The organism is Methylobacterium sp. CM6244 (assembly GCF_054817885.1).
In genome coordinates, this window is the sequence record NZ_CM139247.1 from 2,863,448 (window position 1) to 2,889,301 (window position 25,854).

Here is a 25,854-nt window from a genome sequence, read left to right on the forward strand (position 1 = left end):
ATTAGCCATGATGCCGGAGGGGGACAGCTTTCAGGCGAGGGCGCGCGCGGCCGCCAGGACCTCCTCGGCATGGCCGGGAACCTTCACCTTCGGCCAGATCCGGGCGATGCGGCCCTGCGCGTCGATCAGCACCGTGGTGCGCTCGACGCCCATATATTTACGGCCGTACATGCTCTTCTCGACCCACACCCCGTAGGCTTCGAGCATCGCCTTGCTCTCGTCTGAGGCGAGCGGGAAGGTCAGGTCGTATTTGGCCCGGAACTTGTCATGGCTCTTCACCGAATCGGGTGAAACGCCCACCACGACGGCACCGGCTTCTGCAAAGGCGTCGCCAAGAGCGTTGAACCCCTGCGCCTCTAGGGTGCATCCGCTGGTATCGTCCTTGGGGTAGAAATAGAGTACGACCTTGCGACCCAAGAGCGCATCGAGACTGATCTCCGCGCCGCCCGCTCCGGGCAACGTGAAGGCGGGAGCGTGATCTCCGGTGTCGAGAGGCATGATGCCTTCCTTTCGGCCGATTGATAGTGTGCCACAAGAGGCGTTGATCGGGGGGTGCACGTAACCCCTCGGCTGAGGACCGAAAGATTGCCGGGTCAAGGCAACCCCGAATCCCGGACACCCGCTCGATAGCGTGAGCGGCCCGTCCGATCCAGCGGCTCAAGGATCGATGAACCAGGACACGGCCACAGGTTTGCGACGGTGCAGGTCGCGCCGCCGGCGGCGCCCGCTGCTATGGTGCTCGGTCGTGCTCGTGGTCGCCCTGACGCTCGCCGTTACCGGCGCGTTCTGGCGTCTGACCAACGGTCCCCTGCGCATCGATGGCATGTCCGAACGCGTGGCCTCGGCCATCGCGGGCAGCATCGGCCCCGGCTGGCGGGTGGACCTGCGCGACAGCACCGTCGAGCTCGATTCCGAGAATTCCCTGGCGCTTCAGGTCGTCGGCCTCGACATCCACAACCCGGACGGCGCCCTTGTGCTACGCGCTCCCATGGCGGTGGTGAGCCTGGACACCTGGGGTCTGCTGCGCCTCGCCGTCCAGCCGAGGGCCATCGAGTTCCGCGATCTGCAGATGACGGCCCTGGTCCACCGCGACGGGTCCATCGCCTTCGCCGGTTCCGATCCGGCCCATGCCGCGGCGGAGCCTCATACGCTGCCCAGCGTGGATAGTGCCCGAGGAACCTCGTCGCCGATCTCGGCCGCCATCGCTTCGATCTTCGGCATCGTCCTCGATCCGGCCGGCGTGGTCGGAGCCCTCGACCGGGCGCGGATCACGAACGGTCGCCTGACGCTGATCGACGACGACGCCCGCCAGCGCGGGGTGTTCGAGCATGTGAACGGTCTGTTCCGGCGCGACGCGGTGCGGGACTCCCGCGTGTTCGAGCTGCGCATCGACGGCCCTCACGGGGAATGGCGCTTCGGCGGTGACCTGCACGAGGGCGGCGAAGGAAAGCGCAACGGCATCATCACCCTGGACGATCTGCCGGTCACCGATCTCCTCCTCCTCTCGGGGCAATCGAAACTGCCGATCGAGACCGACCTGAAGGTCTCGGCCAAAGCGGAAGTAGGCCTCGACCAGGGCCGGATCGAAACCCTGAAAGCGACGGTGAAGACCAGCGATGGCAATTTCCTCATCGAGGAAAAGGACTTCAACCCGGTCACCATCGAGAGCCTGACCGCCTCGGTCAGTTGGGACGAGGCCAAGCGGGTCCTGAACCTCGACAGCATCGATTATCTCGGAGCCGGCAACGCGGTGCATCTCGCCGGCGTCTGGACGGCGAGCCCGGTGGGGGGCCCCACGGCCTGGACCCTGGCCCTCGCGGGCAAGGATGCGATCCTGCGCGGTGCCGCCAGGACCGATAAGCCGGTCAAGCTCGACGCCCTCTCGGCCCATGTCACGGGACGGGATGGCGGCATGTCCATCGACGAGTTCACCGTGGCGGGAGCCGGTGGAGCCACCGGCCGGGTCACCGGTACGGTGGACACCAGCGCTGACGAGGGCGGCCTCACCCTGAAGATCAATGCGGCCCATACCGATGGGCGCATGGCCCTGCGCCTGTGGCCGGAGCATATCGCTCCGCCCGCCCGCGAATATCTGGTGGACAACCTCCAGGGCGGCCTCGTGGACAAGGTCGACATCACCGTGGACATGAGCGGCAGTGAGCTTGCCGCCGCGACGCGTGGCGAGCCGATGCCGGACAGCGCCATCCATATCGATTTCGCCGTCTCCAACGCCACGCTGGCGGTGAGCGAGGGCGCTCCCCCCCTGAGCCGCGGCCGTGTGACGGGGACCATCACCGGCCTGACCACGAACATCCGCGGCGTCACCGCCGACATCAAGATGCCGGACGACCGGACGCTCTACATCACAGACGGCTCGTTCGTGATCCCGAAGATCACGCCGGACACGGTCACCGCCCAGATCGGCCTCAAGCTCGGCGGCGGCGCGGACGCCCTCGTCGCCCTGCTCCAGACCAAGATGTTCAAGAACCTCACCGGGGTCGAGATCGACCCGGCTTCGGTCAAGGGCAATGCCGATCTGCGCATCGACTTCCCGCTCAACCTCAAGCGCATCCCCGAATTGCCGGACCTTCCCGTGAGCCTCAACGGAACCCTGAACGACCTCGCCGTCGAGAAGGCCTTCGGTAAGGAGAAGCTGGAGAACGGCCGCTTCGCCGTTACCTACGAACGGGGCGGTTTCACCCTGAAGGGCGACGGCCGGGTCCTCGGCTCGCCGCTCACCCTCGACCTGCGCCAACCGAAGGCGGGCGCACCGGGCGAGGTCAACGCGACGCTCCTCCTCGACGAAGCCCTGCGGGCGAGGCGAGGCCTGCCGGTGGCCCCGCAACTCGCCGGGCCGATCCCACTAAAGATCAATCTCGCGATCGGAAAGGGGAGCCCGGCGCGCTCGCCTATCCGCATGGAAGCGGATCTGTCCCGAGCCTCCATCGATGGCCTGATCCCGGGCTTCGTCAAACCGGCCGGCAAGCCGGGGCGCGTCAGCTTCGTCATGACAGAGGTCAGCCCGGGCGGGGCCATGGACCTGCGCGACATCGTCCTCGATGCCGGCAGCGCCAGCGCGCGCGGCACGGCCGCGATCAACGGCGACGGACAGTTCGACCGGGCCGACCTTTCGAGCTTCAAGCTCTCGCCCGGCGACGACATGCGCATCCAGATCGACCGCAGCGGCAACCTCTACAAGGTGGGCGTGAAAGGGGCCGTGGCCGATGCGCGGCCCTTCATGAAGTCGCTCGGAGCACCGGAGGGCAAGGCCGGCAAGGAAAGCGGCCGGGACCAGTCCAAGGAGATCGAGGCCGATATCAGCTTAGGCATCATCACCGGTTTCAACGGCGAGGCGCTGACCGGCGCCAGCGCGAAGCTCTCGATGAAGGGCAAGGATTTCCGCTCGGGCCGCCTGCAGGGCCGCTTCAACGGAGCTGGCTTCTCCGCCGTGGTGTCCCGCTCGGGCCGCAGCGATCCCTCGATCAACATTGAGACCACCGATGCCGGGGCGACCCTGCGTTTCGTCGACATCTACAAGCGCATGTATGGCGGGCGGCTCGTCCTCGGTAGCACCCTAGGGGACGGGCCGCAGACCGGCGTGGTCCAAATCCGCGATTTCGTGCTGCGCAACGAGCCGGCCCTGTCGAGCATCATGGCGCAGGGCCCGGCGACCAGCGAGGTCGTCGATGCCAAGGGCCGTAAGCAGATCATCCAGAATGCCGGCAACGACGTGAACTTCGACCGCCTGCGAGCGAACTTCACCCGCACCGGCAGCCGCGTCGACTTTACCGACGCCGCCATCTCCAACGCCGCCATGGGCTTCACCATGAGCGGCTATCTCGACACCGCCAAGGAACGCGCCGACATCAACGGCACCTTCGTCCCGCTCTACGGGCTGAACAACGTCGTCTCGCGCCTGCCGCTGTTCGGACAGCTTCTCGGCGGCGGGAACAACGAGGGCCTGTTCGCCCTGAATTTCCGGGTCTCGGGCCGCCTGTCCAAGCCGGATGTGAGTGTGAACCCGCTTTCCGCCCTGGCTCCCGGCATCCTGCGCCGTCTGTTCAGCGCCGGAGGGAATGACGGCTTTCCCGGCGCGACCTCCGCCGGAGAGACCGAACGCTGAGGTAGCCGGCCACGTCCGCCCTCTGCGGGCTACGGGATTTATACAACTGCTTTTAGGCAGACCGCGTCCCTCTCCCCCTTGTGGGGAGAGGTTAGGAGTGGGGGTGGCTCCGCCAGCCTCCGCAGCAGCGGGAGGGGCACCCGACCACCCCACCTCCAACTCCTCCCCACAAGGCGGAGGAGGGCAGGGCTGCGCAGCCCGCAAAATCTGTGAATGCCGTAGCGCCGCCGGCTTGGGAGGGTGCCCGCCGAGCCGGCGGGAGAGGGGGCGATCTCTCCGAACAACGTGCTCCCCTCATCCGACCCGCTTCGCGGGCCACCTTCCCCCGCAGAGGGGGGAAGGAGATGCGCCACACTTTCGAAAGCCCCGATCGAGGTTCTACCCCCGTCGCCTCACTCGACCCGGAGAAGCACGTGCTTCTTGCGGCCGAAGGAAAGCTTCACCACGCCATCCTGGCCGAGATCGGCTGTGGTCAGCACTGCCTTCTCGTCGGTGATCTGGACGTCGTTGACACGCAACCCGCCGCTCTTGATCTGGCGCCGCGCCTCGCTGGTGGAGGGGACGAGCTTAGCGTGGTCGGGACCGAAGGCCGAGAGCACGCCGAGACCGGCTTCCAGAACGGAGCGGGCGACGGTGACGCTCGGCAGGTCCTGCGCCACGGCGCCTTCCACGAAGGTCTTGCGGGCGGTCTCGGTGGCCGCGTCAGCCGCCTCGCGCCCGTGCATGAGCGCCGTCGCCTCGGTGGCCAGCACCTTCTTGGCCTCATTGATCTCGGCGCCCTGGAGCGCCTGAAGCCGGGCGATCTCGTCCATCGGCAGCAGGGTGAACAGCTTGAGGAACCGAGCCACGTCGGCATCCTCGGTGTTGCGCCAGAACTGCCAGTAATCGTAGGGGCTCAACATCCCGGCATCGAGCCAGACCGCTCCGGCCGCCGTCTTACCCATCTTCGCGCCGGACGCCGTGGTAAGCAGCGGACAGGTCAGGCCGTAGAGCTGCGGCGTGCCCATGCGGCGGCCGAGATCGATGCCGTTGACGATGTTCCCCCACTGGTCCGATCCGCCCATCTGCAGGATGCAGCCGTAGCGGCGGTTCAGCTCCACGAAATCGTAGGATTGCAGGATCATGTAGTTGAATTCGAGGAACGACAGTTCCTGATCGCGCTCCAGGCGCATCCGCACGCTGTCCATCGACATCATGCGGTTGACCGAGAAGTGACGCCCAATATCGCGCAGCATCTCGATGTAGTTGAGCTTGGTCAGCCACTCGGCGTTGTCGACCATGGTCGCGCCGTTGCCGCCGCCCCCGAAGGTCAGGAACCGCGAAAAGGTCTTCTGGATCCCGGCCTTGTTCTCCTCGATCTGCTCCAGCGTGAGGATTTTCCGCGACTCGTCCCGCCCGGACGGGTCGCCGACGCGGGTCGTGCCGCCGCCCATCAGGGTGATCGGCGTGCCTCCGGTCTTCTGCAGCCAGTGCAGCATCATGATCGACAGCAAATGCCCCACATGCAGCGAGGCGGCCGTGCAATCGTAGCCGACATAGGTCGTCAGGCGGCCTTCCAGGGCCGCCGCATCGATCCCGGCGAGGTCCGATCCCTGGTGGATGTAGCCGCGCTCGGACAGAACCCGCAGGAAGTCGGATTTCGGCGCGAAGGTCTCAGGCTGGTTCGGCGTAGCGGTGGACATGCGGGGTTCCGGATTCAACGGGTCGCGGCGCGGGACAGAAGAAACGCCGGCGTGATAGCAGCAGGTCAAGTGATGCGCGGCTCTTAGCAGGGCTCACCGCGGAAGGCACGGGGCGTAAACGGCATGACCATGATGCGGGCGATCGGCCTGATGAGCGGCACCTCCCTCGACGGCGTCGACGTGGCGCTGATCGAGACCGACGGCGAGGACGTGAAGGTGGTCCGCAGCCATAACGGTTACCTCGAGCCGCTCGGCCCCACCGGCTATCGCGGCTATACCGACGAGGATCGTGAGCTGCTCCGCCGGGCGCTGTCCGATTCCGAGGCCGTGGTCGCGCGCGAGGACCGGCCCGGCTGCCTCGCGGAGGCGGAGACGTTCGTCACCGCGGCCCATGCGGAGGCGGTGGAAGCCTTCCTTGCGGATAACGGCCTCAGCGCTGCGGATATTGACGTCATCGGCTTCCATGGGCAGACCGTGGTCCATCGCCCCGACCAGCGCATGAGCGTGCAGATCGGCGACGGGGCCGCACTCAGCCGCCGTCTCGGCATCCCGGTCGTGTCGGACATGCGCCATGCCGATATCGCTGCGGGAGGGCAGGGGGCGCCGCTGGTGCCGGTCTTCCACAAGGCGCTCGCCAAGGCGGCGGGCTATGACGGCGCGCTCGGCATCCTCAACATCGGCGGGGTCGCCAATGCCACGCTCATCGCCTCCAACGGCGACGTCATCGCCTTCGATACCGGGCCCGGCAACGCGCTTATCGACGACTGGATGCGAGAGCGCACCGGCCGGCCGCTGGACGATGGCGGGCGCACGGCGGCGCGGGGACGGCCGGACGAGCCGCTCCTCGCCTGGCTCCTGACCCACCCGTTCTTCTTCCGCAGGCCTCCGAAATCACTGGACCGCAACTGGTTCTCGCACAAGCTCGCCGGCCAGCTGTCCACCGAGGACGGGGCGGCGACGCTCACAGCCTTCACCGCGCGGTCCGTTGCCCGTGCCCTCGACCACGCGCCGGAAATCCCGACGCGCTGGATCGTCGCCGGCGGCGGCGCCCGCAACGGCGAGCTGGTGCGGCTTCTGAACTACCACCTGCGCGCCGAGATCACGACGGCGGACGCCATCGGCTGGTCTTCGGCCTATCTCGAAGCCCAGGCCTTCGCGCATCTCGCCGTGCGCTCGCTGAAGGGCCTGCCGATCACCTTCCCGTCGACCACCGGCGTGCGGGAGGCGATGACCGGCGGGGTGCTGGCGCGGCCGGAGGCATGATACCAAGCCTCGCTGAATACCAAGTCTCACTGAACCCGACCCATAGGTCGGGTTCAGTGAGGTCCGGCGGATGACCGCCGCCGCGCCGTCGCGCGGGCAGACCTCGATGAGTCAGGCTCAGCGAGGTCTGGCATGAGCCCGGCGCTTTGCTCTCGGCCACATCCCGCGCTAGAGCGTCTCCCACCATGTCGCACAACACTTTCGGCCATCTCTTCCGCGTGACCACCTTCGGCGAGAGCCACGGGGTGGCGCTCGGCTGCGTGGTGGACGGGTGCCCGCCGGGGATTCCCATCGAGGCGGCGGACATCCAGGCGGAGCTCGACCGGCGCAAGCCCGGCCAGTCGCGCTTCACGACCCAGCGCCGCGAGCCCGACCAAGTCCGCATCCTGTCGGGCGTCTTCGCCGACGACCGCACCGGCGGCGTCCAGCTGACCACCGGCACGCCGATCGCCCTGGAGATCGAGAACACCGACCAGCGCTCGAAGGATTACTCCGAGATCCGCGACAGCTATCGGCCGGGTCATGCCGACTACGCCTACGACGCCAAATACGGCATTCGCGATTATCGGGGAGGCGGCCGCTCCTCGGCCCGTGAGACCGCCGCCCGCGTGGCGGCCGGGGCCATCGCGCGGCGGGTCCTGCCGGCCGACATCGTCATCCGGGCCGCCCTGGTGCAGATGGGACCGCATGCGGTCGACCGGTCGCGGTGGGATTGGGACGAGGTGGCGCGCAACCCGTTCTTCTGCCCCGATGCCGAGACGGCCAAATTCTACGAAGAGTATCTCGACGGCATCCGCAAGGACGGCTCGTCCATCGGCGCCGTCATCGAAGTGGTCGCCGAGGGCGTGCCGCCGGGCCTCGGAGCACCGATCTACGGTAAGCTCGATGCGGATCTCGCCGCCGCGATGATGTCGATCAACGCGGTGAAGGGCGTCGAGATCGGCGACGGCTTCGCCTCGGCGGCTTTGCGCGGTGAGGAGAATGCCGACGAGATGCGCTCGGGCAATGCCGGCGCTCCGACCTTCCTCGCCAACCATGCCGGCGGCGTCCTCGGCGGCATCTCCACCGGCCAGCCGCTGATCTGCCGCTTCGCGGTCAAACCGACCTCCTCCATCCTGACGCCGCGCATGAGCGTGACGGCCGACAACCGCGACGTCGATCTCGTCACCAAGGGGCGCCACGACCCCTGCGTGGGTATTCGCGCCGTCCCCGTCGCCGAGGCGATGATGGCGTGCGTGCTGGCCGATCACTATCTGCGTCACCGGGGGCAGGTCGGGACGCGGGGGTGACCCGGCGCGCCGCAGCCCATCCGCCCAGCGAATTCCAAGAGATATCCCTTGCCCCATACCCACGTCACGCAGGCCATCGAGGCCTATGCCCGCGGCGAGATCGTCGTCGTCACCGATGACGACGATCGTGAGAACGAGGGCGACCTCGTCGTCGCGGCCTCGCTCTGCACCCCGGAGAAGATGGCCTTCATCGTCCGCAATACCTGCGGCATCGTCTGCGCGCCTCTCACCCGCGCCGAAGCGCGGCGTCTGCGGCTCGACCCGATGGTGGCCTCCAACGATGCGCCCCTGGGCACCGCCTTCACCGTCACGGTGGATGTGAAGCACGGGCTGACCACTGGCATCTCGGCCGAGCAGCGCTGCAACACGGTGCGGGCGCTCGCCAACGGCAATATGGGCGAATCCGATTTCGTCCGCCCCGGCCACGTCTTCCCGCTCATCGCCAAGGACGGCGGCGTCCTCATGCGCTCCGGCCACACGGAGGCGGCGGTCGACCTCTGCAAGCTCGCCGGACTGCCGCCGGTGGGCGTCATCTGCGAACTGGCCAACGATGACGGCACGGTGATGAAGGGGCCGCAGATCACGGCCTTCTCGGAACTGCACAACCTCAAGCGCGTATCGGTGGCCGATCTCATCGCCTACCGGCAGGCGCGCGAGAAGCTGGTCGAGCGCGTCGGGACCTTCCCGGTGAAGTCGGAGTTCGGCGAGCTCACCGGCTTCGCCTACACGACCCCGTTCGAGACGGTGCAGCAATTCGCCTTCGTTCAGGGTGATATCGGCGACGGGCAGGATGTGCTGGTGCGCCTGCATCGCTCCAACGTGGTGGCCGACGTGATCGGCGGCGGTAAGTCGATCGACTGCGTCCTGCGCCGTTTCGCCAAGGAGGGACGCGGCGTCCTCGTCTACCTGCGCGACGGCACCGCCGGAGTGCCGCTCTCTTCCTATGCAGAAGAAGGAGCGGAAGCCCAGCGCGTGCGGCAATGGCGCGAGGTCGGTCTGGGCGCCCAGATCCTGCGCGATCTCGGCATCGTCTCGATCCGCAACCTCTCGACTTCGTCGCGCTCCTATGTCGGCCTGTCTGGCTTCGGCATCGATCTGCTGGGCGAGGTGCCGCTGGAAGGGTGAGTCCCCCTCACCGTCCCATCAGCGCATCCATATGGGCGGTAACGGACCGGGCGAGACCGTCCAGGCTGTAGCCGCCCTCCAGGACCGAGACGATCCGGCCGCCGGCATGCTTGTCGGCGATCTCCATGAGCTTCCGGGTGGCCCAGCCGAAATCGGCCTCGTCGAGTTCGACGCTGGCCAGCGGATCGAGGCGGTGGGCGTCGAAGCCTGCCGAGATCACGATCAGGTCGGGGGCGAAAGCAGAGAGGCGAGCGAGGACCCCCTTCTCGAACTTCTCGCGGAAAATCCAGCTGTCGTCGCCGGCCCGTAACGGCACGTTGACGATGGTGTCGTGGGTGCCGCGCTCGCCTACTGCGCCTGTTCCGGGGAACAGCGGCATCTCATGGGTCGAGGCGTACATCACCGCCGCATCGTCCCAGAAGATGTCCTGCGAGCCGTTGCCGTGATGGACATCCCAATCCACCAAGGCGACCCGGCTGGCTCCGTGCCGTTCCCGGGCGTGACGGACGGCAATGGCGGCGGAGTTGAACAGGCAGAAGCCCATCGCCTGCATGCGCTCGGCATGGTGGCCCGGCGGCCGCATGGCGACGAAGGCGTTCGAACAGGCCCCGCTCATCACCGCATCCACCGCATGGACGGCGCCGCCGACGCCGCGCAGGGCCGCGTCGAGGGTGCCGGGTGACATCAGCGTATCCGAATCGATTTGGACATAGCCCGACCGCGGGGAGGCCGCGATGATCGCCTCCACATAGGGAACAGGATGGGCGAGAGCGACGGTTTCCGTCTCAGCGCGGGGCGCCGATTCGCGCAGCAGACCTGAGAACCGCTCCTTCTCCAGGGCGGCCTCCACGGCGCGGATCCGGTCCGATCGTTCCGGGTGCCCCTCGGGCATCTGGTGATCCAGCGCGGAGGGGTGGCTTACGTACAGGGTCGTCACGCTCATCCCTCCGAACGATCCTCGTCGTTCCACCCGACCCGACTGTGCTTTACGCACAACATACGATGCAAATGCGCCACGGTTCAGGGTAGCGAGATTACGCGCCGATCAGTCTGCGAGTTAGATGGCGACATAATCCATCAACCACATTCTTCGAAGCCCCCCGGCTTCGAGACAGGCTCACTCTCACATGTCGCCCACGACCCGGTCGCCCATCCCCTCCCGTCACGGCGTCCTGCGTCGCTCGCTCGGCGCCGCGACGATCCTGTCCGCCCTCGCTCTCGGCGCCTGCAACACGCAGACGGCGACCGCCCCGCTCAGCCCGCCAACCGCGCATACGGCCCTGGCCCAGCCCCCGGCGCTGACCGGTGAGGCCCGTGACAAGGAATGGCTGAAACAGGCGCCGCAGGGCAATGTCGATCCCAAGATCGCCCGCACCACCGTCGACTACAAGACGAACGAGCCCGCGGGCACCGTCATCGTCGTGACGAAGGAGCGCCGGCTCTATTACGTGCTGCCGGACGGCAAGGCCGTGCGCTATCCCGTGGCCGTGGGCCATGCCGGCATGGCCTGGGCCGGGACCGCCAATGTCGACCGCAAGGGCGAGTGGCCGGATTGGAACCCGCCGCCCGAGATGATCACCCGCCGCCCGGAACTGCCCAAGCGCCTCGAGGGCGGCCCCACCAGCCCCATCGGGGCCCGCGCGCTCTACCTCGCTGAGGGCAAGAAGGACACGCTGTTCCGCATCCACGGCACCAACGAGCCGGAGAAGATCGGCCAGGCCGTGTCGTCCGGCTGCATCCGCATGCTCAACGCGGACGTGGTCGATCTCTACGAGCGCGTTCCGATCGGCGCGAAGGTGGTGGTGCGCTGAGGCGAAGATGGGAACCGGCTCCGTCGCCGAGGCGGCGGAGCCGGGCTCCAAAGATACGATTCGGAAAGGCTCATTCGTGAGCAGCCTTTAACCTGAACGTTGATTCAGATTTGGCCGTTAACTTCTTGAACGGGTGCCTCCTGCATAGTCATCGACATGCAGAAACACAGACCGGCGCAAATAAAGCCGGGGAGGCACCAACCAATGATCAACCATTCGCTTCAGCTCTTCTGTAACCGTGTCGTCGCCGCCGGCCGCATCACCGCCGCCGACGTTCAGGTCCTCGGTCGCGATATCCTCCCGGACGGCATCTCGCATGCGGACGAGGCCGACATGCTCATCGCCCTCGACCGGGCCGTGCCGCAGAGCGACGTGTCGTATGCCGATCTCGTGAGCGCCGCGGTGGTGAATTTCGCCGTCTGGGGCGAGCGTCCCACCGGCTACGTCGATGTCGAGATCGCCCGCTGGCTCGTCGGCTCCCTGCGCAGCGATGCCGGCCCTACAGCGCTTGCCGCCCGCATCGCTTTCGAGATCGTTCGCGAGGCCGAGACGAGCCACGAAATCCTCGTCGCCTTCGCCATCGGCTCCGCCCACCGTCGTCTGCATGTCGAGGAAGCGACCTCGGTATCGCCGGTCGAGCTGCTGGACGCGGCCTGAATCTGAGCGGGTCCGGATCGCGTTCGCCGGACTGGCCAGCGAACGATGGCAATTAGAGGGGGGCCTGACGACACACTCAACCACTACCGGTCTTGATTCGAAATTTTAGGCTTTTTAGAAATCGCAAAAATTCGGACCTACGACAGTCAATACACATAAATTGAAACTACGGCGCAATACCATTGGCGTCACGCCATTATGCTAATAAAATAACCAGTAATCGAAGGTATTTTTAGGATAAATACTTATAACACCACTCACATATACGGATCATAGTTCACCGAACACTTTCTGCAGCAGTTGAACAGCGTCGATAAATCGTTGACCGAGAAGGCTTGAAGACACCCTGGTGTCGGTCACACCGGATTCACTGGCGCTTCCTCATCCGGGCCTCGGCGACGGGCAATGCGTCACGGTCAGCATCGGCCTGTCCCTCGACGTCGGAAATTGTGACGAGGCGGGCTTCCTCTTCCTGGTCCGGCAGGCCGATGATGCGCTTTACCGGGCCAAGGAAGAAGGGCGCAATCGCTACGCCGCCCCTTGGATACCATCGACCATGATTTTGAATACACAGCCGGTTTGGCGCAGCGTATGAACAATCCTTCATTGGTCCAGCTTTGCGAAGCCGCACAACTGCTTTAACGGGAACGAGCTTGAGCGCGACGGCGCTCGTGACCTTTCCCGCTTCACCCGAGTGCCTGGACAGATGTTCGAGAAAATCCTGATTGCGAACCGCGGCGAGATTGCGTGCCGCATCATCAAGACCGCTCGCAGGATGGGTATCAAGACGGTCGCCGTCTATTCCGATGCCGACCGGGACGCGGTTCATGTGGCGATGGCGGACGAGGCGGTGCATATCGGCCCCGCTCCGGCTGCGCAGTCCTACCTGATCATCGACAAGATCATCGAGGCCTGCAAACAGACGGGCGCCCAGGCGGTCCATCCGGGCTATGGCTTCCTGTCGGAGCGCGAGGCGTTCCCGCGCGCGCTGGCCGAGGCCGGAATCGTCTTCATCGGCCCCAATCCCGGCGCCATCGCCGCCATGGGCGACAAGATCGAATCGAAGAAGGCGGCTTCGGCTGCCAACGTCTCCACCGTGCCGGGCTTCCTCGGCGTCATCGAGAGCCCAGAACACGCCGTCACCATCGCGGACGAGATCGGCTATCCGGTGATGATCAAGGCCTCCGCCGGCGGTGGCGGCAAGGGCATGCGCATCGCCCATTCGTCGGACGAGGTCGCGGAGGGTTTCGCCCGCGCCAAATCCGAAGCCGCCTCGTCCTTCGGCGACGACCGTGTGTTCGTGGAGAAGTTCATCACCGATCCGCGCCACATCGAGATCCAGGTGATCGGCGACAAGCACGGCAACGTCATCTATCTCGGCGAGCGTGAATGCTCGATCCAGCGCCGCAACCAGAAAGTCATCGAGGAGGCGCCGTCGCCGCTCCTCGACGAGGCGACCCGGAAGAAGATGGGCGAGCAGGCCGTGGCCTTGGCCAAGGCCGTCTCCTACGATTCGGCCGGTACCGTCGAGTTCGTCGCCGGCCAGGACAAGTCGTTCTATTTCCTCGAGATGAACACCCGTCTCCAGGTCGAGCATCCCGTCACCGAGATGATCACCGGCCTCGATCTCGTCGAGTTGATGATCCGTTCGGCCTATGGCGAGGCGCTGCCACTGAGCCAGGACCAGGTGAAGCTCAACGGCTGGGCCGTGGAGAGCCGCGTCTACGCCGAGGACCCGACCCGCAACTTCCTGCCCTCCATTGGCCGCCTCACCACCTACCAGCCGCCGGAGGAGGGCCCGTTCGGCAATGCCATCGTGCGTAACGATACCGGCGTGGAGGAGGGCGGCGAGATCGCGATCCACTACGATCCGATGATCGCCAAGCTGGTGACCTGGGCGCCGACTCGCGCCGAGGCCATCGAATCGCAGGGCCAGGCACTGGACGCCTTCGCCATCGACGGCATCCGCCACAACATCCCGTTCCTGTCGGCCCTCATGGCGCATCCGCGCTGGCGCTCGGGCAACATTTCCACCGGCTTCATCGCCGAGGAATTCCCAGAAGGCTTCGTCGCCCCCGAGCCCGAGGGCGAGGTCGCCCAACGCATGGCGGCGGCTGCCGCCGCCATCGACCACAAGCTCAACACCCGCAAGCGCGGCATCTCGGGCCAGATGCGCGACCCGGCCCTGCTCCATTTCGAGCGCGACCGCATCGTGATCCTGGCCGGCCAATCCTACCCGGTCACGGTGGACGATCTCGGCGAGCATCTCGTCGTCACCGCCGAAGACGGCCGGACCTGGACGGTGGAGAGCGACTGGCGTCCGGGTGAGCCGGTCTGGTCGGGAGAGATCAACGGCACCCGCGTGGCCATCCAGGTGCGCGCCCTTCTCAACGGCGTCGCGCTCCAGCATGCGGGCGCGGCGGCCGAGGCGCGGGTCTTCACCCGGCGCGAAGCCGAACTCGCCGCCTTGATGCCGATCAAGGAGAATGCCGGTTCCGGCAAGCAGGTGCTCTGCCCGATGCCCGGCCTAGTGAAGGCGATCCTGGTGAAGGAAGGCCAGGAAGTGAAGAACGGCGAACCCCTCGCCATCGTCGAGGCGATGAAGATGGAGAACGTGCTTCGCGCCGAGCGCGACGCCACCATCTCCAAGATCGAAGCGAAGGAAGGGGACAGCCTCGCGGTCGACGCGGTCATCATGGAATTCGCCTGATCGCATAGCGATTAAAGGTGCGGGGTAGCCGATCACGGCCGCCCCGCTCCCTCGCCAAACGCTAGGCGCAATCTCGAAGCGAGGGGGATCGACAGCCCCCTCATTCACCGGGACCACGCGAATGGGCCCTCCTGGGCGGGTCCGACCGTCGAATCGGGCCCGGCAGGCGCTCGTCATCCCCTTCCGGCCAGCCGATCCATGCCCCTGTATTTCTCCTACGGTGCCAACATGGATGCCGCCGCGATGGCCATGCGCTGCCCCGGCTCGACCTCCCTCGGCACCGCCCGCCTGAACCGGCACCGCTTCATCATCATGCGAGAGGGCTATGCCTCGGTGGTGCGCGACCCGACATCCACCGTCTGGGGCGTCCTCTGGGATCTGGCCTTGGCCGACGTGCCGGCCCTCGACCGCTACGAGGGCGTCGCCGGGCGGCTCTACACCAAAGCCTACCAGCCGGTGACCACATCGACCGGCGTGAAACGGGCCTTGATCTATCTGGGCTGCAGCGCTGTTCCGGGGGTTCCGCGACCGGACTACCTGCAACCGGTGCTGGCCGCGGCCGAAGCTGCCGCTTTCCCGGCGCCTTACCTCGCCGAGATGCGCCGCTGGCTGCGGGCAGGACGCGGCTGAGGATCGCAGACACGGTTGGATGCGAGGAGGTTTATTCTTGGCTACGATCAGAACCGTCGATGTCGTCATCCGTGGCCGGGTGCAGGGTGTCGGCTACCGGTACTGGACCTCGCGTGAAGCGGAACGTCGCGGCCTCGACGGCCATGTCCGCAACCGTTCGGATGGCGGTGTGGAAGCGACGTTTAGCGGTCCCGCCGATGCGGTCGCCGCCATGCTCGATGCGTGCAAGCTGGGGCCCGCCGGTGCCGTCGTGTCCTCGGTGGAGGCGGTGGACTTCGCCAATCCCCCCGATGCGGGGATTTCGCATCCTGCGAACGTGATCTCTCTGTGCCGACGGGCACGATAACGGGTTTCTCTTATCCTTCATCGTCAGAGATTCGTTTCCCACGGATCGGGCCGATGACCTATGGTCCGCGCCGCAGGCGGAACGGCGCCGGACCGGTGAGACCGGGTTCCGGTCGGCCATAGGCCGGGAAGCGATCAGAACCCATGCAGCAGCCGTTCACCTTCGCGGATTTCTCGCCGCTCGACATTGCCGGCCTTCTCTATTTCGTCGCCGCTTGGGCTGGCTATGGGATCGCGGTGGCGCGGATGCGCGGGCGGCGCACGAGCCTGAGCCAGATCATGAACCGCCAGCGGGAGGAATGGTCGCGGCAGCTCATCGTCCGCGACAACAGGGTGGTCGACACCACGATCAACGCCTCCCTCCAGAACGGGACGGCTTTCTTCGCCTCCACGTCCCTCATCGCGCTCGGCGGGGTGCTGACCCTGTCCCGCTCCGGTGACGATGTGCTGACCCTGTTCGGCGCGCTGCCCTTCGGCGCCATCGCCACGCGCGTCACCTGGGAGGTCAAGGTGGCGGGCCTCGCCGTCGTCTTCGTCTATGCGTTCTTCAAATTCGCCTGGGCCTACCGTCTGTTCAATTACGGTGCGATCCTCATCGGCGCGGTGCCGCCCAAGGGCGCTGGCGCCGCGCAACGCGACATGGACCGCGCCGCCCGCCGGGCCGCCGCCATGAACATCGCCGCCGGGACCCATTTCGCAAAGGGACAGCGTGCCTTCCTGTTCGCGCTGGCCTATCTCGGCTGGTTCGTGAACGCCTGGTTTCTCATCCTCGCCACCACGGGCGTCATCTGTGTCATGTGGCGACGGCAATTCACCTCCGATATCCGCGCCATCCTCCTCAACGAGGACGACGAGGCCACCCTGCAGGACACCGAGTCATGAGCACAGAGCGCAGATCCGTGAGCGAGGAGGAGATCGGCGAATCGATCCTCCGCCTCGTTTCAGAGCGGGGAGAAGGCAAGACCGTCTGCCCATCGGAGGTGGCGCGCCACCTCGGCGGGCCGCATCCGGACGGCTGGAGCCCGCTGATGCAGCCGATTCGCCGCATGGCCGTGCGCCTTACCAAGGAGGGCCACATCGCCATCATGCGCAAAGGGAAACCCGTCGCCGACCCCGACGATTTTCGCGGGATCTATCGTCTCGGAATGCCCGTCCCGGCTACCGGCGAAGCCTGAACCCTCGTCGACGCGAAAAGATCAGTCGGCCTTCGTCCGCGGCGCCGGCAGCAGCGCGTCGGTGTAGCCGGCGAGCCGGTAGACGACCAAGCCGATCCATTCCTTGACCACGAGGTCGAGGACCAGCAGCCCGTCGGAGGCGAAGCTCTTCAGCTTCCACACGTCGCTCCATCCCACCGTGCGGTAATCGACCGGATAGGCCGTCACGTCGAAACCGGCCTGGCGAAAGCAGCCGATGGCGCGTGGCATGTGCCAGGCGGAGGTGACCAGCAGCCAGCGTTCACCCGCGACCGGCTTGACGAGATCGGCCGAGAAACGCGCGTTCTCGTGGGTGTTGCGCGAGCGGTCTTCCAGGATCAGCCGCGTGCGCGGCAGCCCGAGCGTGTCGGCGAAGCGGCTGACGATCTCGGCCTCCGACGTCCCGTCGGTGCCGAGCAATCCGCTGCCCCCGGAGAAAAGCAGCCGCGCCTCCGGGTAGCGGCGCGCGAGATCCGCAAAGGCGATCTGGCGCTCGCCGGCATCGTTCACCGAGAGCTGGCCGCGCGCCAGCGTCGTCTGGGTTTCCACGGCGCCACCGAGCACGATCACGCCCTTGATCGGTGCGCCGTCCTCCGCGAAGCGCGGGAAACGGTTTTCGAGGGGCAGGGTGATCCAGGCAGAGAGGGGCAGGAGACCGCCGAGGAAGAGCCCGGCGAAGCCGAGGAGGGCCAGACCGCGCCCGAGGCGCGGCGTCCAGCCGCCGAACATCAGGACGCAGCCGAGGAGCCCGATCAGGATGAAGAAGTTCGAGGGCGTGATGACGAAATAGATCAGTTTCGAGAGCGGAAAGAACATGTCTGGACCCTGAAGCCTCGTCTCAGTCGGGCGCTTCCGCGCGCGGGTCAGTCTCGGTCCGGCCTGTCAGCATCCGGCGGGTAGGGATGTTCCAGCCCGTGAGGGTCGGTGACCCGCCAGCCGGACCTGTCGCTTGCGAGATAGGACGGTCCCACCGGCACCTTGCCGTGGCCGCCGGGAATATCGAGCACGTAGAGCGGTTGGGCGAGGCCGGACAGGCGCCCGCGCAGGCGTTCCATGAGGTTGCGACCCGCCGCCAATCCGGTGCGCAGGTGCCCGGTGCCGGGCGCGAGATCGCCATGATGAAGATAGTAGGGCTTCACCCGGTTCTCGACGAAGCTTCGCATCAGGCTCGCGAGGGTCTCCGGGTCGTCGTTGACCCCGGCGAGCAGCACCGACTGGCTCACCATCGGGATGCCGGCATCGACGAGACGGGCGATGGCGCCTTTCGCGGCCGGCGTGAATTCGCGCGGATGATTGGCGTGGAGCGCGACATAGACCGCACCGCCGAAGCGCTTCAGGGCAACGACGAGATCGTCGTCCACGCGGGCGGGCTCGACCACCGGCACACGGGTATGGATGCGCAGGACCTTGACGTGCGGGATGAGGCCAAGGGCCTCGGCGATCTGCCCGAGCCGGCGGGCCGAGAGCGCGAACGGGTCGCCGCCGGTGAGGATCACCTCCCAGATGTCGGGCCGGTCGGCGATGTAGGCGAAAGCTGCGGCGAGTTCGTCCTCGCTCAGGGTGCCGAGCCCGTCCGGCCCCACCATCTCGCGGCGGAAGCAGAAGCGGCAATAGACCGGGCAGACATGGAGCGGCTTCAGCAGCACCCGGTCGGGATAGCGGTGGACGAGGCCCGGAAGCGGCGAATGCGCCGCATCGCCGATCGGGTCCGAATCTTCCTCCGCACGTGTCACCAGTTCCTCCGCGCGGGGCAGGAACTGGCGGGCGATGGGGTCGGCGGGATCGGTCGGGTCGATCAGTTCGGCCATGTCGGGCGTCACCGAGACCGCGTATCGCGCCGCCACCGCTTCGAGCGCGGAAAGATCGGACGGAGCGACGAGCCCGGCTTCGACGAGCTGCGCGGGGTTGCGAAGGGAGCGGGGCAGGGGACGGGGAAGCGGCCTGTTCACGCGTTGCCATCCATCGCCGCCGACGTCTCCGCGACCGGCGTCCAGATCACGTCGTCGATGCGCGGCGCGCCGACCGCGAGCATGACCAGCCTGTCGAGGCCCAGTGCGATGCCGCTCGCCTCCGGCATGATGGCCAGTGCCGAGAGGAAATCCTCGTCGATCGGGTAGGTCTCGCCGTAGATGCGCGCCTTCTCCACCATCTCGATCTCGAAGCGCCGCCGCTGCTCGTGCGGGTCGGTGAGTTCGCCGAAGGCGTTGGCGAGTTCCACGCCGCATGCGTAGAGCTCGAACCTCTCCGCTACGCGGGGGTCGCGGGCGCTGGGACGGGCCAGGGCCGCCTCGCTCACGGGATATTCGTAGAGCAGGGTCGGCCGCCCGTCGCCGAGCTTCGGCTCGATCAGGGCGACGAGGACGCGGCTGAACAGGTCGGCCCAGGTATCGTCGGCCGCCACCCGCAGGCCGCATGCGACCACGCCGGCGGCGAGGCCGTCCCTGTCCGTGCGGCCGCCGGGCTCGATCGTCGCCAGGAGGTCGATGTCGGCATGGCGCTCGAACGCCTCGGCGAGGGTGAGGCGCTCGAAATCCGCGAAGGGATCGGATTCCCTTCCCCGAAAGCGGAGGGAGCGCGTCTTCGCCTCGTCGGCCGCCAGCGCCAGGATGTCGGCGCAGTCACGCATCAGCACCTCGTAATCCTGCCCCGCCCGGTACCATTCCAGCATGGTGAATTCCGGATGGTGCAGGGGACCGCGCTCACGGTTGCGGAAGACCCGCGCCACGCTGAACAGCCGTGTCTCACCCGCGGCCAACAGCTTCTTGCAGGCGAATTCCGGCGAGGTGTGGAGATAGAGCGGGGAGGCGGCACCGTCATGGCCGATGGCGGAGGTGGCGAAGGCCGAGAGATGCGCCTCGTTGCCCGGCGAGACCTGGAGGGCGGCGGCTTCGACCTCGACGAAGTCGCGGGCCGCGAAATGCCTGCGCAGGGCCGCGACGATGCGGTTTCGCGCGAGCAGGGCCGGGCGGCGATCGGCATGCCGATGCGGCGCCCACCACGGAGACGGTGAGCCGCTCACGCCGGTTCTCCCCCTAGCCGGCGCACCAATTGCGGGCACAGGCGCCGGGCTGCTGGCAACGCGACGCAGGATAGGATAGTGGCGGGGCACAGATGTCGCTCCCGTGGGCCGAATCCACGCCGGGGCGTCGCATATATTGTCTCGAACAGGATCTGACCCCGTGAAGGTGATCGCCTCTACGCTCCGCAAGGGCAACGTCGTCGACAAGGACGGCAAGCTCTACGTCATCTTGACGGTGGAGAACATCCATCCCGGCAAGGGCACCCCCGTCACGCAGCTCGACATGCGCCGCATCACCGATGGGGTGAAGGTGTCCGAGCGCTACCGCACCACCGAGTCGGTAGAGCGTGCCTTCGTGGAGGATCGCGAGCACACCTTCCTGTACGAGGATGGCGAGGGCTACCACTTCATGAACCCTGAGAACTACGATCAGGTCGCGGTTCCCAAGGACGTGATCGGTAGCGCGGCGCCCTACCTGCAGGAGGGCATGAAGGTGATGCTGGCCCTGCACAACGACGTGCCGCTCACGGTCGAACTGCCGCAGCGCGTCACCCTCGAGATCACCGAGACCGAGCCGGCGATGAAGGGTCAGACGGCCTCGTCTTCCTACAAGCCGGCGATCCTGTCGAACGGCGTGCGCACCGCCGTCCCGCCGCATGTGGCGGTCGGCACTCGTGTGGTCATCCTGACGGAAGACGGTTCCTACGTGGAACGCGCCAAGGATTGAGACCCGCCGGTTCGAGGCTCGGACTTCGAGGCTCGGACATCGATCTCCCGCGGGAGACCGATGCCGGCCTGATTCCGCCTCAGGGCGACGGCGCCGGCCCTTCGGCGGCGTCGTAACAGGACTGAGACAGAGCCTGGGCCTTCGCCCGCTCTTCGACGCTGAATCCCCGCCCCGTGATCGCCCAGAGATTCTCTCGCTGGAGGGCATCGGCAACACAGCGCGCCGCCACCCGGCATGTCTGCGCGGAACCTCCGGTCGTCTCGCACTGGACCCGGTAATCCTGACGGAACGCCGCGAGACCGGCCTTCGGATGAGGGCCCGTCACCGTCACGACGCCCGTGAGCAGGGCGAGCAGCACCGGCTGATGCACGAGATACACGGCGAGGCTGTGGCGCCCGGCCAAAGCCAGCCCGCGCGAGGCGATCGATCCCGGCTGCCACGTCGCCCATTTCGTGCGCAGGAAAGCCGGCAGACCGAGCCGCGCCGCTGCCAGCCCCAGGAGAACCAGGCCGAACCAGGGAAACAGCGGCACGTAATCGTTGGTCCGCGGCGGAACCATGCCGAGGCCGAGGAAACTCAGGATCGGGTCGTCGAAGACCGCGAGATGATAATCCGGGTTCGCCATCACGGCCGGCGTCGCCAGAACGACGATCCCCACCACCAGTGCGACGGCCGGCGACACCCGCAGGAACGGCACGGCGAGCACGCTCGACACGGCGATGCAATGCAGGATGCCGAAGAAGATGAAGCTGTCCGGAAACGCGTAGACCGTCGCGGCCGTGCTGAGGAGGGCGGCGATGCCGATCCGTGCGAGCCGCAAGAGGAACGCGCGGGGCCGGAGACCGTCCCGGTTCATGAGGACGAGGCCGATCCCGACCAGAACGAGGAACGTGCCCGCGATGAGGTGCGCCGCGACCTTGCCCAACGGGGCCAGAGCGTAGTTCTCGGGCGTGAGCGCGAGGTGCCCGAGGTCCCAGGTGGTGTGGTAGGCGGCCATCGCCAGCAGGGCGCCGCCCCGCGCGATATCGAGACTATCGAACCGCCGCGGCGTTCCACCGAGTTCTTTGGAGGCCGGCGATGCGGAGGCCGCAGCGACAGGTCTCGCCGTGGAGGCACTCATGCGAACGGCCTCGCCGGCTTGAACCGTTCGGAGTGGCGCGACGAGCCCGCGCTGGTCGGACGTTCGATCTCGGACGATACGATCTGAGTCATGCGCGTTGGCTATCGCCGGTGGCGAGGCGGATGCAAGGGCCCAGCATCGCCCAGTGTGACCGGCGCTCCGCGTGAAGCGTCGAAAACCGTTCAACTCCCGAACGAGAGGCGGCGGGTCGCGGGCGGATAGGCCGTATCCGGACTTTTCGGCGGAAGCCGCTGTGTCACCGTTGCGGGCGAGAAAGGCGCCGCGCCGCCGGTTGCCCGGTTCCTTGTTGCTCTCATGCCAATATGATGAAGAATGTCTCAATCGCCGCAGTCGATGTCCGCCAAACGGGCTTCCGCCGAGTCATGACTTTGTTAATCTATGGTGCGGATCGCGTCGCGTGATTCGGTGTGGGTTGCTTACATGTCCGACGATTTCGAATCAGGCTCGCACGGCCAGCGCGCGATGGGTGAATCGACCGGTGGACGTGGCACCGACCTCGGCGACGGAGAGGTGCAGCGCCCCCTCGACCTCATCGAGGTTTCGGGGCGCATCAAATGGTTCGATGTGTCGAAGGGCTTCGGCTTCATCCTTCCCGATGACGGCTCGGCCGACGTCTTGGTTCACATCACGTGCCTGCGCCGCGACGGATTCTCGGCCGCCAGCGAGGGCGCGCGCATCGTGGTGGAAGCCACCGAGCGGCCACGCGGATGGCAGGCCTTCCGGGTGATATCCCTCGATCAGTCGACGGCGATCCACCCGTCCGAACTCCCGATGCCCCGCACCCATGTGAGCGTCACGGCGACGAGCGGGCTCGAGACGGCCGTGGTGAAATGGTTCAACCGGTTGCGCGGTTTCGGCTTCCTCAGCCGGGGGGACGGCTCCCCCGACATCTTCGTCCATATGGAGACGTTGCGTCGCTACGGCATCGCCGAACTGAAGCCCGGCGAAACCGTTCTCGTGCGCTACGGCGACGGTTCGAAGGGCAAGATGGCAGCCGAAGTCAGGCTTCTGGACGGCGCGCTGCCCGCCTCCCATTGACGGAATGACCACGTGACACCAATCCAAGACGTTCGCTCGTCCGCGCCCTTGCGCGCGCTCCTGATCCTGATCACGATTCTCGCTGGTCTCGGCCTCGCCAATGCTCAGGATTCGGCCGCGCAGGAGCCCCTTGCGATCACGGGCAAGAGCGGCAGGCACAGCTTCTCCGTCGAGGTGATGCGCGACGACGAATCGCGCTCGCGCGGCCTGATGTTCCGCCGCGCGATGGCGCCTGAGCACGGGATGCTCTTCGACTTCCAGAAGGTTGAGCGCGTCGCGATGTGGATGAAGAACACCTACCTGCCCCTCGACATGCTGTTCATCCGCCCGGATGGAAGCATTGCTCGGATCGCGACCAATACCGAGCCGCTTTCGACCAAGGTCATTCCGTCGGGAGAGCCAGTGGTCGCCGTTCTCGAACTCAATGCCGGTGTCACGGCTAAGCTCGGAATCAAGGCGGGTGACCAAGTCGACCACACGATGTTCCCATCGCGCTGACCAGAGCGAAACGGGGATCGTCGCGGCACCACCCCGCGAACACAGCGTGAACGAGCATCTTGACGGCCGCCTCGTTTCTGACCAATGTTCCCATATTGTTCCAAAGGCGAGCGAACCTGAGACATCGGGTTCCTCGACGATGACAGGGGAACGCGATGCTCGACGTTCAAGCTTCCGGCGATGAAACGATCCTGTTCGAGAGTGCCGATTGGCGCGTGATCGCGGACGGTCTCGAACATCGCGGGACCGGTTATTTCATCGCCCGCGAGAGCTTGGGCCGGCGCTCCGAGTCCGGCCTGTGGGAATGGCCGCTACATCTGGCGGAGAAGAGCTGGTGTTCGCTGCGTCCGTTCCGCGACGCGTTTCAGGCGGCTGCCGATCTCTTCAACGTCGAGCGCGACGAGGCATTGTCGCAATCCTTCGTCACCGGTTTCGGCCTCAGGATGGGGCAGGGCGGACAGGGCGGCACCGAAGGCTTCACGAAACTGGCGGAACTGGTGCGTCCGAAATCCATCGCTCGGCGGAGACCCACCGCATCCGAGGGCCGACCCGTTCCCCACCGCAACGTCGCGGGGCGGAAGGAAGAAAAGGATACGGCGCGCGTCGCCCTGTCCTGACGTGACCTCCCGCCGCGACGCCCTAGATTTCTTGAGGGCGTCGAGGGGCGCCGTGCAGGAGGTCAATCCATGGACGAGCGCGTGACGGACAAGGACGATCGGAGCAAGGGACTGGGCGGCCTCGATGGGCTCGTCGTTCCCCCCCTCTCGCGCCGGGGCTTCGTGATGACGAGCCTGATCGCCGGGTTCACCCTGGCCGAGGCGAATGCGCAGGCTCAGGCCGTTACGACCGATTCCAATGGTCTCGTCGCCGGCGAGGTGAAGATCCCCGCGACCGACGGGCCGATGCCGGGTTATCGGGCGATGCCCGAGGGAGCGGGCCCGTTTCCCCTCGTCCTCGTCATCGAAGAGATTTTCGGGGTTCACGAATATATCAAGGACGTGTGCCGCCGCCTGGCCAAGGCCGGCTATTGCGCCGTGGCGCCCGAGCTCTACGCAAGGCAGGGCGATCTCTCGACTATGACGGATGTGAAGGCGATCGTTCGCGACGTCATTCTGAAGACGCCCGATGCCGAGTGGATCGCGGATCTCGATGCGGCAGCGTCCTGGGCCGTTGCCGATTCGAAGGCCGATCCCGAGCGGATCGGCACGATGGGATGGTGCCGGGGCGGTCGCGGGGCATGGCTCTACGCGGCGCATCGGCGCGATCTGAAAGCCGCGGTGGCGTGGTACGGCCCACTCGGTGGCGACCGTACGAGCCTGCAGCCGAAAACGGCAGGGGACGTCGCAGCGGACATCCGCGCACCGCTTCTGGCACTCTATGGCGGCGCCGATACCGGCATTCCCATCGCCAGCGTCGAGGAGGCCCGCGACCGGGCGAACGCTGCGGGGCGGAGTGTCGAGCTCGTCGTCTTCCCCGACGCACCGCACGGGTTCCATGCCGATTACCGGCCGAGCTATCGCAAGGACAGTGCGGAGCAGGGCTGGGCACGCGCGCTGGCGTTCCTCAAAAGCCACGGGGTCGGCTAAATCGTACCCTCATCGACCAACGCGACGATCGACCGAATCGGAGCGTTCGGGCACCTCCCACAGGAGCGTTCCCTCTGTTACAATGGAGGAACCGCCGCTCTGATCATGATTTCAGGGATGGATGCATGTCGGAAATTACGATCCGAGCGCCGGTTCGACACATTGACGGGTAGGACTACATAGCGTTGCTGGGATAACGGCTAGAGCGGCTGTCAAGCCTGAAGAGCGTTCCGGACCCATGAGTGCTGCGAATCCATCAGGCGAGAGACCCATCATCCTCGTCGTCGAGGACGAGCCGGATGAGCGCTACCTCGCGGCCGCACTCCTCGAAGAGACCGGGTTCAGCGTCATCGAAGCGGAAACGGCCGAACGCGCCCTGGCCATCCTGAACGAGAAGGACGGCGCTGTGAGCGTCGTCTTCTCCGATGTGCGAACCCCTGGCCCCATCGGCGGCTTCGAACTCGCGCGGATCATCGGAGTCACCTGGCCGCGGGTACGCGTGCTTCTCACATCCGGTGATGCGGGCGACCAGCCCAGTGACCTGCGGATTTCCGCGACTTTCATCCCGAAACCGTGGCGGGCATCCGACATCCTAGCTTGGGTCGAGGAGGCGGCGGGCCGTGCTCCCGCGCAAGGCGCGGGCATAGACGTGATCGGTGGTACCGCTCCCTGACGTGCCACCGGGCCGTTCTAAAAATATCATAGATCATAGGGAAACTTGACGGGCTCCAACCGTTGGTTGGTTCAGTCCCTCGTCGATCAGTGACGGGCCATGGGTTTCCAATGACCAGCGCCGCCAATACCAACATGGCCAATATCAGCCGCCCCGGGCATTCCTATACGGTCTTCTCCGAGGCGCGGCTGATGCAGAAAGTCGGCGAGGATCTACGCTCCCTTTACGGTGATATGATCGATCGTTCCGCGCCCGACGAACTGCTTCGTCTGGCGGCGCTGATCGATGAAAGGCGCAATGAAACCGAGGCCGGGCGCTAGCATCGTTCGCCCCTGCCGCGATCG

Annotated in this window: 26 protein-coding genes; 18 read left to right on the forward strand and 8 right to left on the reverse strand. The window is 66.4% G+C overall.

What is annotated here, in order from left to right:
• Positions 1-30: 30 nt before the first annotated feature.
• The gene (locus ACYQML_RS13320) at positions 31-498 is read right to left on the reverse strand and encodes a peroxiredoxin (RefSeq protein ID WP_056423820.1); all 468 of its coding nucleotides are present in this window, start codon (positions 496-498) and stop codon (positions 31-33) included.
• A 169-nt stretch (positions 499-667) separates the two neighbouring features.
• Between ACYQML_RS13320 and ACYQML_RS13325 the strand changes: the two genes are divergently transcribed.
• Positions 668-4,123, forward strand: a complete 3,456-nt coding sequence (locus tag ACYQML_RS13325; RefSeq protein WP_461233075.1) for a YhdP family protein — start codon at positions 668-670, stop codon at positions 4,121-4,123.
• Between the two features lie 392 nt (positions 4,124-4,515).
• Here the strand turns inward: ACYQML_RS13325 and tyrS are convergent, their stop codons facing one another.
• A complete protein-coding gene (tyrS, locus tag ACYQML_RS13330) occupies positions 4,516-5,805 on the reverse strand; it encodes a tyrosine--tRNA ligase (protein WP_207410485.1) in 1,290 nt (429 codons plus the stop codon).
• A 123-nt stretch (positions 5,806-5,928) separates the two neighbouring features.
• Between tyrS and ACYQML_RS13335 the strand changes: the two genes are divergently transcribed.
• The 3 genes from ACYQML_RS13335 to ribB all read left to right on the forward strand — a co-directional run bounded on the left by ACYQML_RS13335 (position 5,929) and on the right by ribB (position 9,482).
• Positions 5,929-7,068: an anhydro-N-acetylmuramic acid kinase gene (locus ACYQML_RS13335; protein ID WP_207410483.1), complete on the forward strand. Its 1,140-nt coding sequence runs from the start codon at positions 5,929-5,931 to the stop codon at positions 7,066-7,068.
• 185 nt (positions 7,069-7,253) lie between these two features.
• The gene (gene aroC / locus ACYQML_RS13340; protein ID WP_461233076.1) at positions 7,254-8,357 is read left to right on the forward strand and encodes a chorismate synthase; all 1,104 of its coding nucleotides are present in this window, start codon (positions 7,254-7,256) and stop codon (positions 8,355-8,357) included.
• 48 nt (positions 8,358-8,405) lie between these two features.
• Positions 8,406-9,482, forward strand: a complete 1,077-nt coding sequence (ribB, locus tag ACYQML_RS13345; protein WP_207410470.1) for a 3,4-dihydroxy-2-butanone-4-phosphate synthase — start codon at positions 8,406-8,408, stop codon at positions 9,480-9,482.
• Positions 9,483-9,489: 7 nt separating this feature from the next.
• Here the strand turns inward: ribB and ACYQML_RS13350 are convergent, their stop codons facing one another.
• Entirely contained in the window at positions 9,490-10,425 is a 936-nt protein-coding gene (locus tag ACYQML_RS13350) for a histone deacetylase family protein (RefSeq protein WP_311274695.1), read from the reverse strand.
• 184 nt (positions 10,426-10,609) lie between these two features.
• On the opposite strand from ACYQML_RS13350, the gene ACYQML_RS13355 reads away from it, so the two are divergent.
• Both ACYQML_RS13355 and ACYQML_RS13360 read left to right on the forward strand, forming a co-directional pair.
• Entirely contained in the window at positions 10,610-11,293 is a 684-nt protein-coding gene (locus ACYQML_RS13355) for a L,D-transpeptidase (RefSeq protein ID WP_461233077.1), read from the forward strand.
• A gap of 204 nt (positions 11,294-11,497) precedes the next feature.
• Positions 11,498-11,950, forward strand: a complete 453-nt coding sequence (locus ACYQML_RS13360) for a hypothetical protein (protein WP_461233078.1) — start codon at positions 11,498-11,500, stop codon at positions 11,948-11,950.
• Positions 11,951-12,317: 367 nt separating this feature from the next.
• On the opposite strand, the gene ACYQML_RS13365 is transcribed toward ACYQML_RS13360, so the two are convergent.
• On the reverse strand, positions 12,318-12,779 hold the full coding sequence (locus ACYQML_RS13365; protein ID WP_461235784.1) for a hypothetical protein: 462 nt from the start codon (positions 12,777-12,779) through the stop codon (positions 12,318-12,320).
• Between ACYQML_RS13365 and ACYQML_RS13370 the strand changes: the two genes are divergently transcribed.
• The 5 genes from ACYQML_RS13370 to ACYQML_RS13390 all read left to right on the forward strand — a co-directional run bounded on the left by ACYQML_RS13370 (position 12,708) and on the right by ACYQML_RS13390 (position 16,810).
• Positions 12,708-14,660: an ATP-binding protein gene (locus tag ACYQML_RS13370; protein ID WP_461235724.1), complete on the forward strand. Its 1,953-nt coding sequence runs from the start codon at positions 12,708-12,710 to the stop codon at positions 14,658-14,660. The two genes, ACYQML_RS13365 and ACYQML_RS13370, sit on opposite strands and share 72 nt — an antisense overlap.
• A 198-nt stretch (positions 14,661-14,858) precedes the next feature.
• Entirely contained in the window at positions 14,859-15,290 is a 432-nt protein-coding gene (locus ACYQML_RS13375) for a gamma-glutamylcyclotransferase family protein (protein WP_056423837.1), read from the forward strand.
• Between the two features lie 37 nt (positions 15,291-15,327).
• Positions 15,328-15,636, forward strand: a complete 309-nt coding sequence (locus ACYQML_RS13380) for an acylphosphatase (protein WP_461233079.1) — start codon at positions 15,328-15,330, stop codon at positions 15,634-15,636.
• A 143-nt stretch (positions 15,637-15,779) separates the two neighbouring features.
• Positions 15,780-16,517: a DUF599 domain-containing protein gene (locus ACYQML_RS13385; protein WP_461224485.1), complete on the forward strand. Its 738-nt coding sequence runs from the start codon at positions 15,780-15,782 to the stop codon at positions 16,515-16,517.
• On the forward strand, positions 16,514-16,810 hold the full coding sequence (locus ACYQML_RS13390) for a DUF3253 domain-containing protein (protein ID WP_056423843.1): 297 nt from the start codon (positions 16,514-16,516) through the stop codon (positions 16,808-16,810). The genes ACYQML_RS13385 and ACYQML_RS13390 overlap by 4 nt, the downstream gene beginning before the upstream one ends.
• A gap of 21 nt (positions 16,811-16,831) precedes the next feature.
• Here ACYQML_RS13390 and ACYQML_RS13395 read toward each other — a convergent pair whose 3' ends face one another.
• The 3 genes from ACYQML_RS13395 to epmA are packed head-to-tail and all read right to left on the reverse strand — an operon-like array spanning position 16,832 to position 19,847.
• On the reverse strand, positions 16,832-17,644 hold the full coding sequence (locus ACYQML_RS13395) for a YdcF family protein (RefSeq protein WP_461233080.1): 813 nt from the start codon (positions 17,642-17,644) through the stop codon (positions 16,832-16,834).
• 47 nt (positions 17,645-17,691) lie between these two features.
• Positions 17,692-18,753, reverse strand: coding sequence for a lysine-2,3-aminomutase-like protein (locus ACYQML_RS13400; protein ID WP_419952882.1), 1,062 nt, complete (start codon positions 18,751-18,753; stop codon positions 17,692-17,694).
• A 20-nt stretch (positions 18,754-18,773) separates the two neighbouring features.
• On the reverse strand, positions 18,774-19,847 hold the full coding sequence (epmA, locus tag ACYQML_RS13405) for an EF-P lysine aminoacylase EpmA (protein ID WP_461233081.1): 1,074 nt from the start codon (positions 19,845-19,847) through the stop codon (positions 18,774-18,776).
• Between the two features lie 160 nt (positions 19,848-20,007).
• Here epmA and efp point away from each other — a divergent pair, with 160 nt between their 5' ends.
• Positions 20,008-20,574, forward strand: a complete 567-nt coding sequence (gene efp / locus ACYQML_RS13410; protein WP_056423850.1) for an elongation factor P — start codon at positions 20,008-20,010, stop codon at positions 20,572-20,574.
• 79 nt (positions 20,575-20,653) lie between these two features.
• On the opposite strand, the gene ACYQML_RS13415 is transcribed toward efp, so the two are convergent.
• Positions 20,654-21,694: a DUF1624 domain-containing protein gene (locus ACYQML_RS13415; protein WP_461233082.1), complete on the reverse strand. Its 1,041-nt coding sequence runs from the start codon at positions 21,692-21,694 to the stop codon at positions 20,654-20,656.
• Positions 21,695-22,177: 483 nt separating this feature from the next.
• Here ACYQML_RS13415 and ACYQML_RS13420 point away from each other — a divergent pair, with 483 nt between their 5' ends.
• The 6 genes from ACYQML_RS13420 (at position 22,178) to ACYQML_RS13445 (ending at position 25,830) form a co-directional block, all read left to right on the forward strand.
• Complete coding sequence (locus tag ACYQML_RS13420) at positions 22,178-22,753, forward strand: cold-shock protein (RefSeq protein ID WP_244478141.1); 576 nt, start codon at positions 22,178-22,180, stop codon at positions 22,751-22,753.
• Positions 22,754-22,816: 63 nt separating this feature from the next.
• Positions 22,817-23,251, forward strand: a complete 435-nt coding sequence (locus tag ACYQML_RS13425; RefSeq protein ID WP_056424462.1) for a DUF192 domain-containing protein — start codon at positions 22,817-22,819, stop codon at positions 23,249-23,251.
• A 155-nt stretch (positions 23,252-23,406) separates the two neighbouring features.
• Complete coding sequence (locus ACYQML_RS13430) at positions 23,407-23,868, forward strand: hypothetical protein (RefSeq protein WP_461233083.1); 462 nt, start codon at positions 23,407-23,409, stop codon at positions 23,866-23,868.
• Between the two features lie 69 nt (positions 23,869-23,937).
• The gene (locus tag ACYQML_RS13435; RefSeq protein ID WP_461226548.1) at positions 23,938-24,837 is read left to right on the forward strand and encodes a dienelactone hydrolase family protein; all 900 of its coding nucleotides are present in this window, start codon (positions 23,938-23,940) and stop codon (positions 24,835-24,837) included.
• Between the two features lie 238 nt (positions 24,838-25,075).
• On the forward strand, positions 25,076-25,510 hold the full coding sequence (locus ACYQML_RS13440; protein WP_056423856.1) for a response regulator: 435 nt from the start codon (positions 25,076-25,078) through the stop codon (positions 25,508-25,510).
• 110 nt (positions 25,511-25,620) lie between these two features.
• Positions 25,621-25,830, forward strand: coding sequence for a hypothetical protein (locus tag ACYQML_RS13445; RefSeq protein ID WP_461233084.1), 210 nt, complete (start codon positions 25,621-25,623; stop codon positions 25,828-25,830).
• The last annotated feature ends 24 nt before the right edge of the window (positions 25,831-25,854 follow it).

Coding starts and splice junctions, on each gene's coding strand:
- ACYQML_RS13320 (WP_056423820.1), bottom strand. CDS start 498: ATGCCTCTCGACACCGGAGATCACGCTCCCGCCTTCACGTTGCCCGGA.
- ACYQML_RS13325 (WP_461233075.1), top strand. CDS start 668: ATGAACCAGGACACGGCCACAGGTTTGCGACGGTGCAGGTCGCGCCGC.
- tyrS (WP_207410485.1), bottom strand. CDS start 5,805: ATGTCCACCGCTACGCCGAACCAGCCTGAGACCTTCGCGCCGAAATCC.
- ACYQML_RS13335 (WP_207410483.1), top strand. CDS start 5,929: ATGACCATGATGCGGGCGATCGGCCTGATGAGCGGCACCTCCCTCGAC.
- aroC (WP_461233076.1), top strand. CDS start 7,254: ATGTCGCACAACACTTTCGGCCATCTCTTCCGCGTGACCACCTTCGGC.
- ACYQML_RS13350 (WP_311274695.1), bottom strand. CDS start 10,425: ATGAGCGTGACGACCCTGTACGTAAGCCACCCCTCCGCGCTGGATCAC.
- ACYQML_RS13355 (WP_461233077.1), top strand. CDS start 10,610: ATGTCGCCCACGACCCGGTCGCCCATCCCCTCCCGTCACGGCGTCCTG.
- ACYQML_RS13360 (WP_461233078.1), top strand. CDS start 11,498: ATGATCAACCATTCGCTTCAGCTCTTCTGTAACCGTGTCGTCGCCGCC.
- ACYQML_RS13365 (WP_461235784.1), bottom strand. CDS start 12,779: ATGAACCGCGTCCCGGTCGGCATCGGAATAGACGGCGACCGTCTTGAT.
- ACYQML_RS13375 (WP_056423837.1), top strand. CDS start 14,859: ATGCCCCTGTATTTCTCCTACGGTGCCAACATGGATGCCGCCGCGATG.
- ACYQML_RS13385 (WP_461224485.1), top strand. CDS start 15,780: ATGCAGCAGCCGTTCACCTTCGCGGATTTCTCGCCGCTCGACATTGCC.
- ACYQML_RS13390 (WP_056423843.1), top strand. CDS start 16,514: ATGAGCACAGAGCGCAGATCCGTGAGCGAGGAGGAGATCGGCGAATCG.
- ACYQML_RS13395 (WP_461233080.1), bottom strand. CDS start 17,644: ATGTTCTTTCCGCTCTCGAAACTGATCTATTTCGTCATCACGCCCTCG.
- ACYQML_RS13415 (WP_461233082.1), bottom strand. CDS start 21,694: ATGAGTGCCTCCACGGCGAGACCTGTCGCTGCGGCCTCCGCATCGCCG.
- ACYQML_RS13420 (WP_244478141.1), top strand. CDS start 22,178: ATGGGTGAATCGACCGGTGGACGTGGCACCGACCTCGGCGACGGAGAG.
- ACYQML_RS13430 (WP_461233083.1), top strand. CDS start 23,407: ATGCTCGACGTTCAAGCTTCCGGCGATGAAACGATCCTGTTCGAGAGT.
- ACYQML_RS13435 (WP_461226548.1), top strand. CDS start 23,938: ATGGACGAGCGCGTGACGGACAAGGACGATCGGAGCAAGGGACTGGGC.
- ACYQML_RS13440 (WP_056423856.1), top strand. CDS start 25,076: ATGAGTGCTGCGAATCCATCAGGCGAGAGACCCATCATCCTCGTCGTC.
- ACYQML_RS13445 (WP_461233084.1), top strand. CDS start 25,621: ATGACCAGCGCCGCCAATACCAACATGGCCAATATCAGCCGCCCCGGG.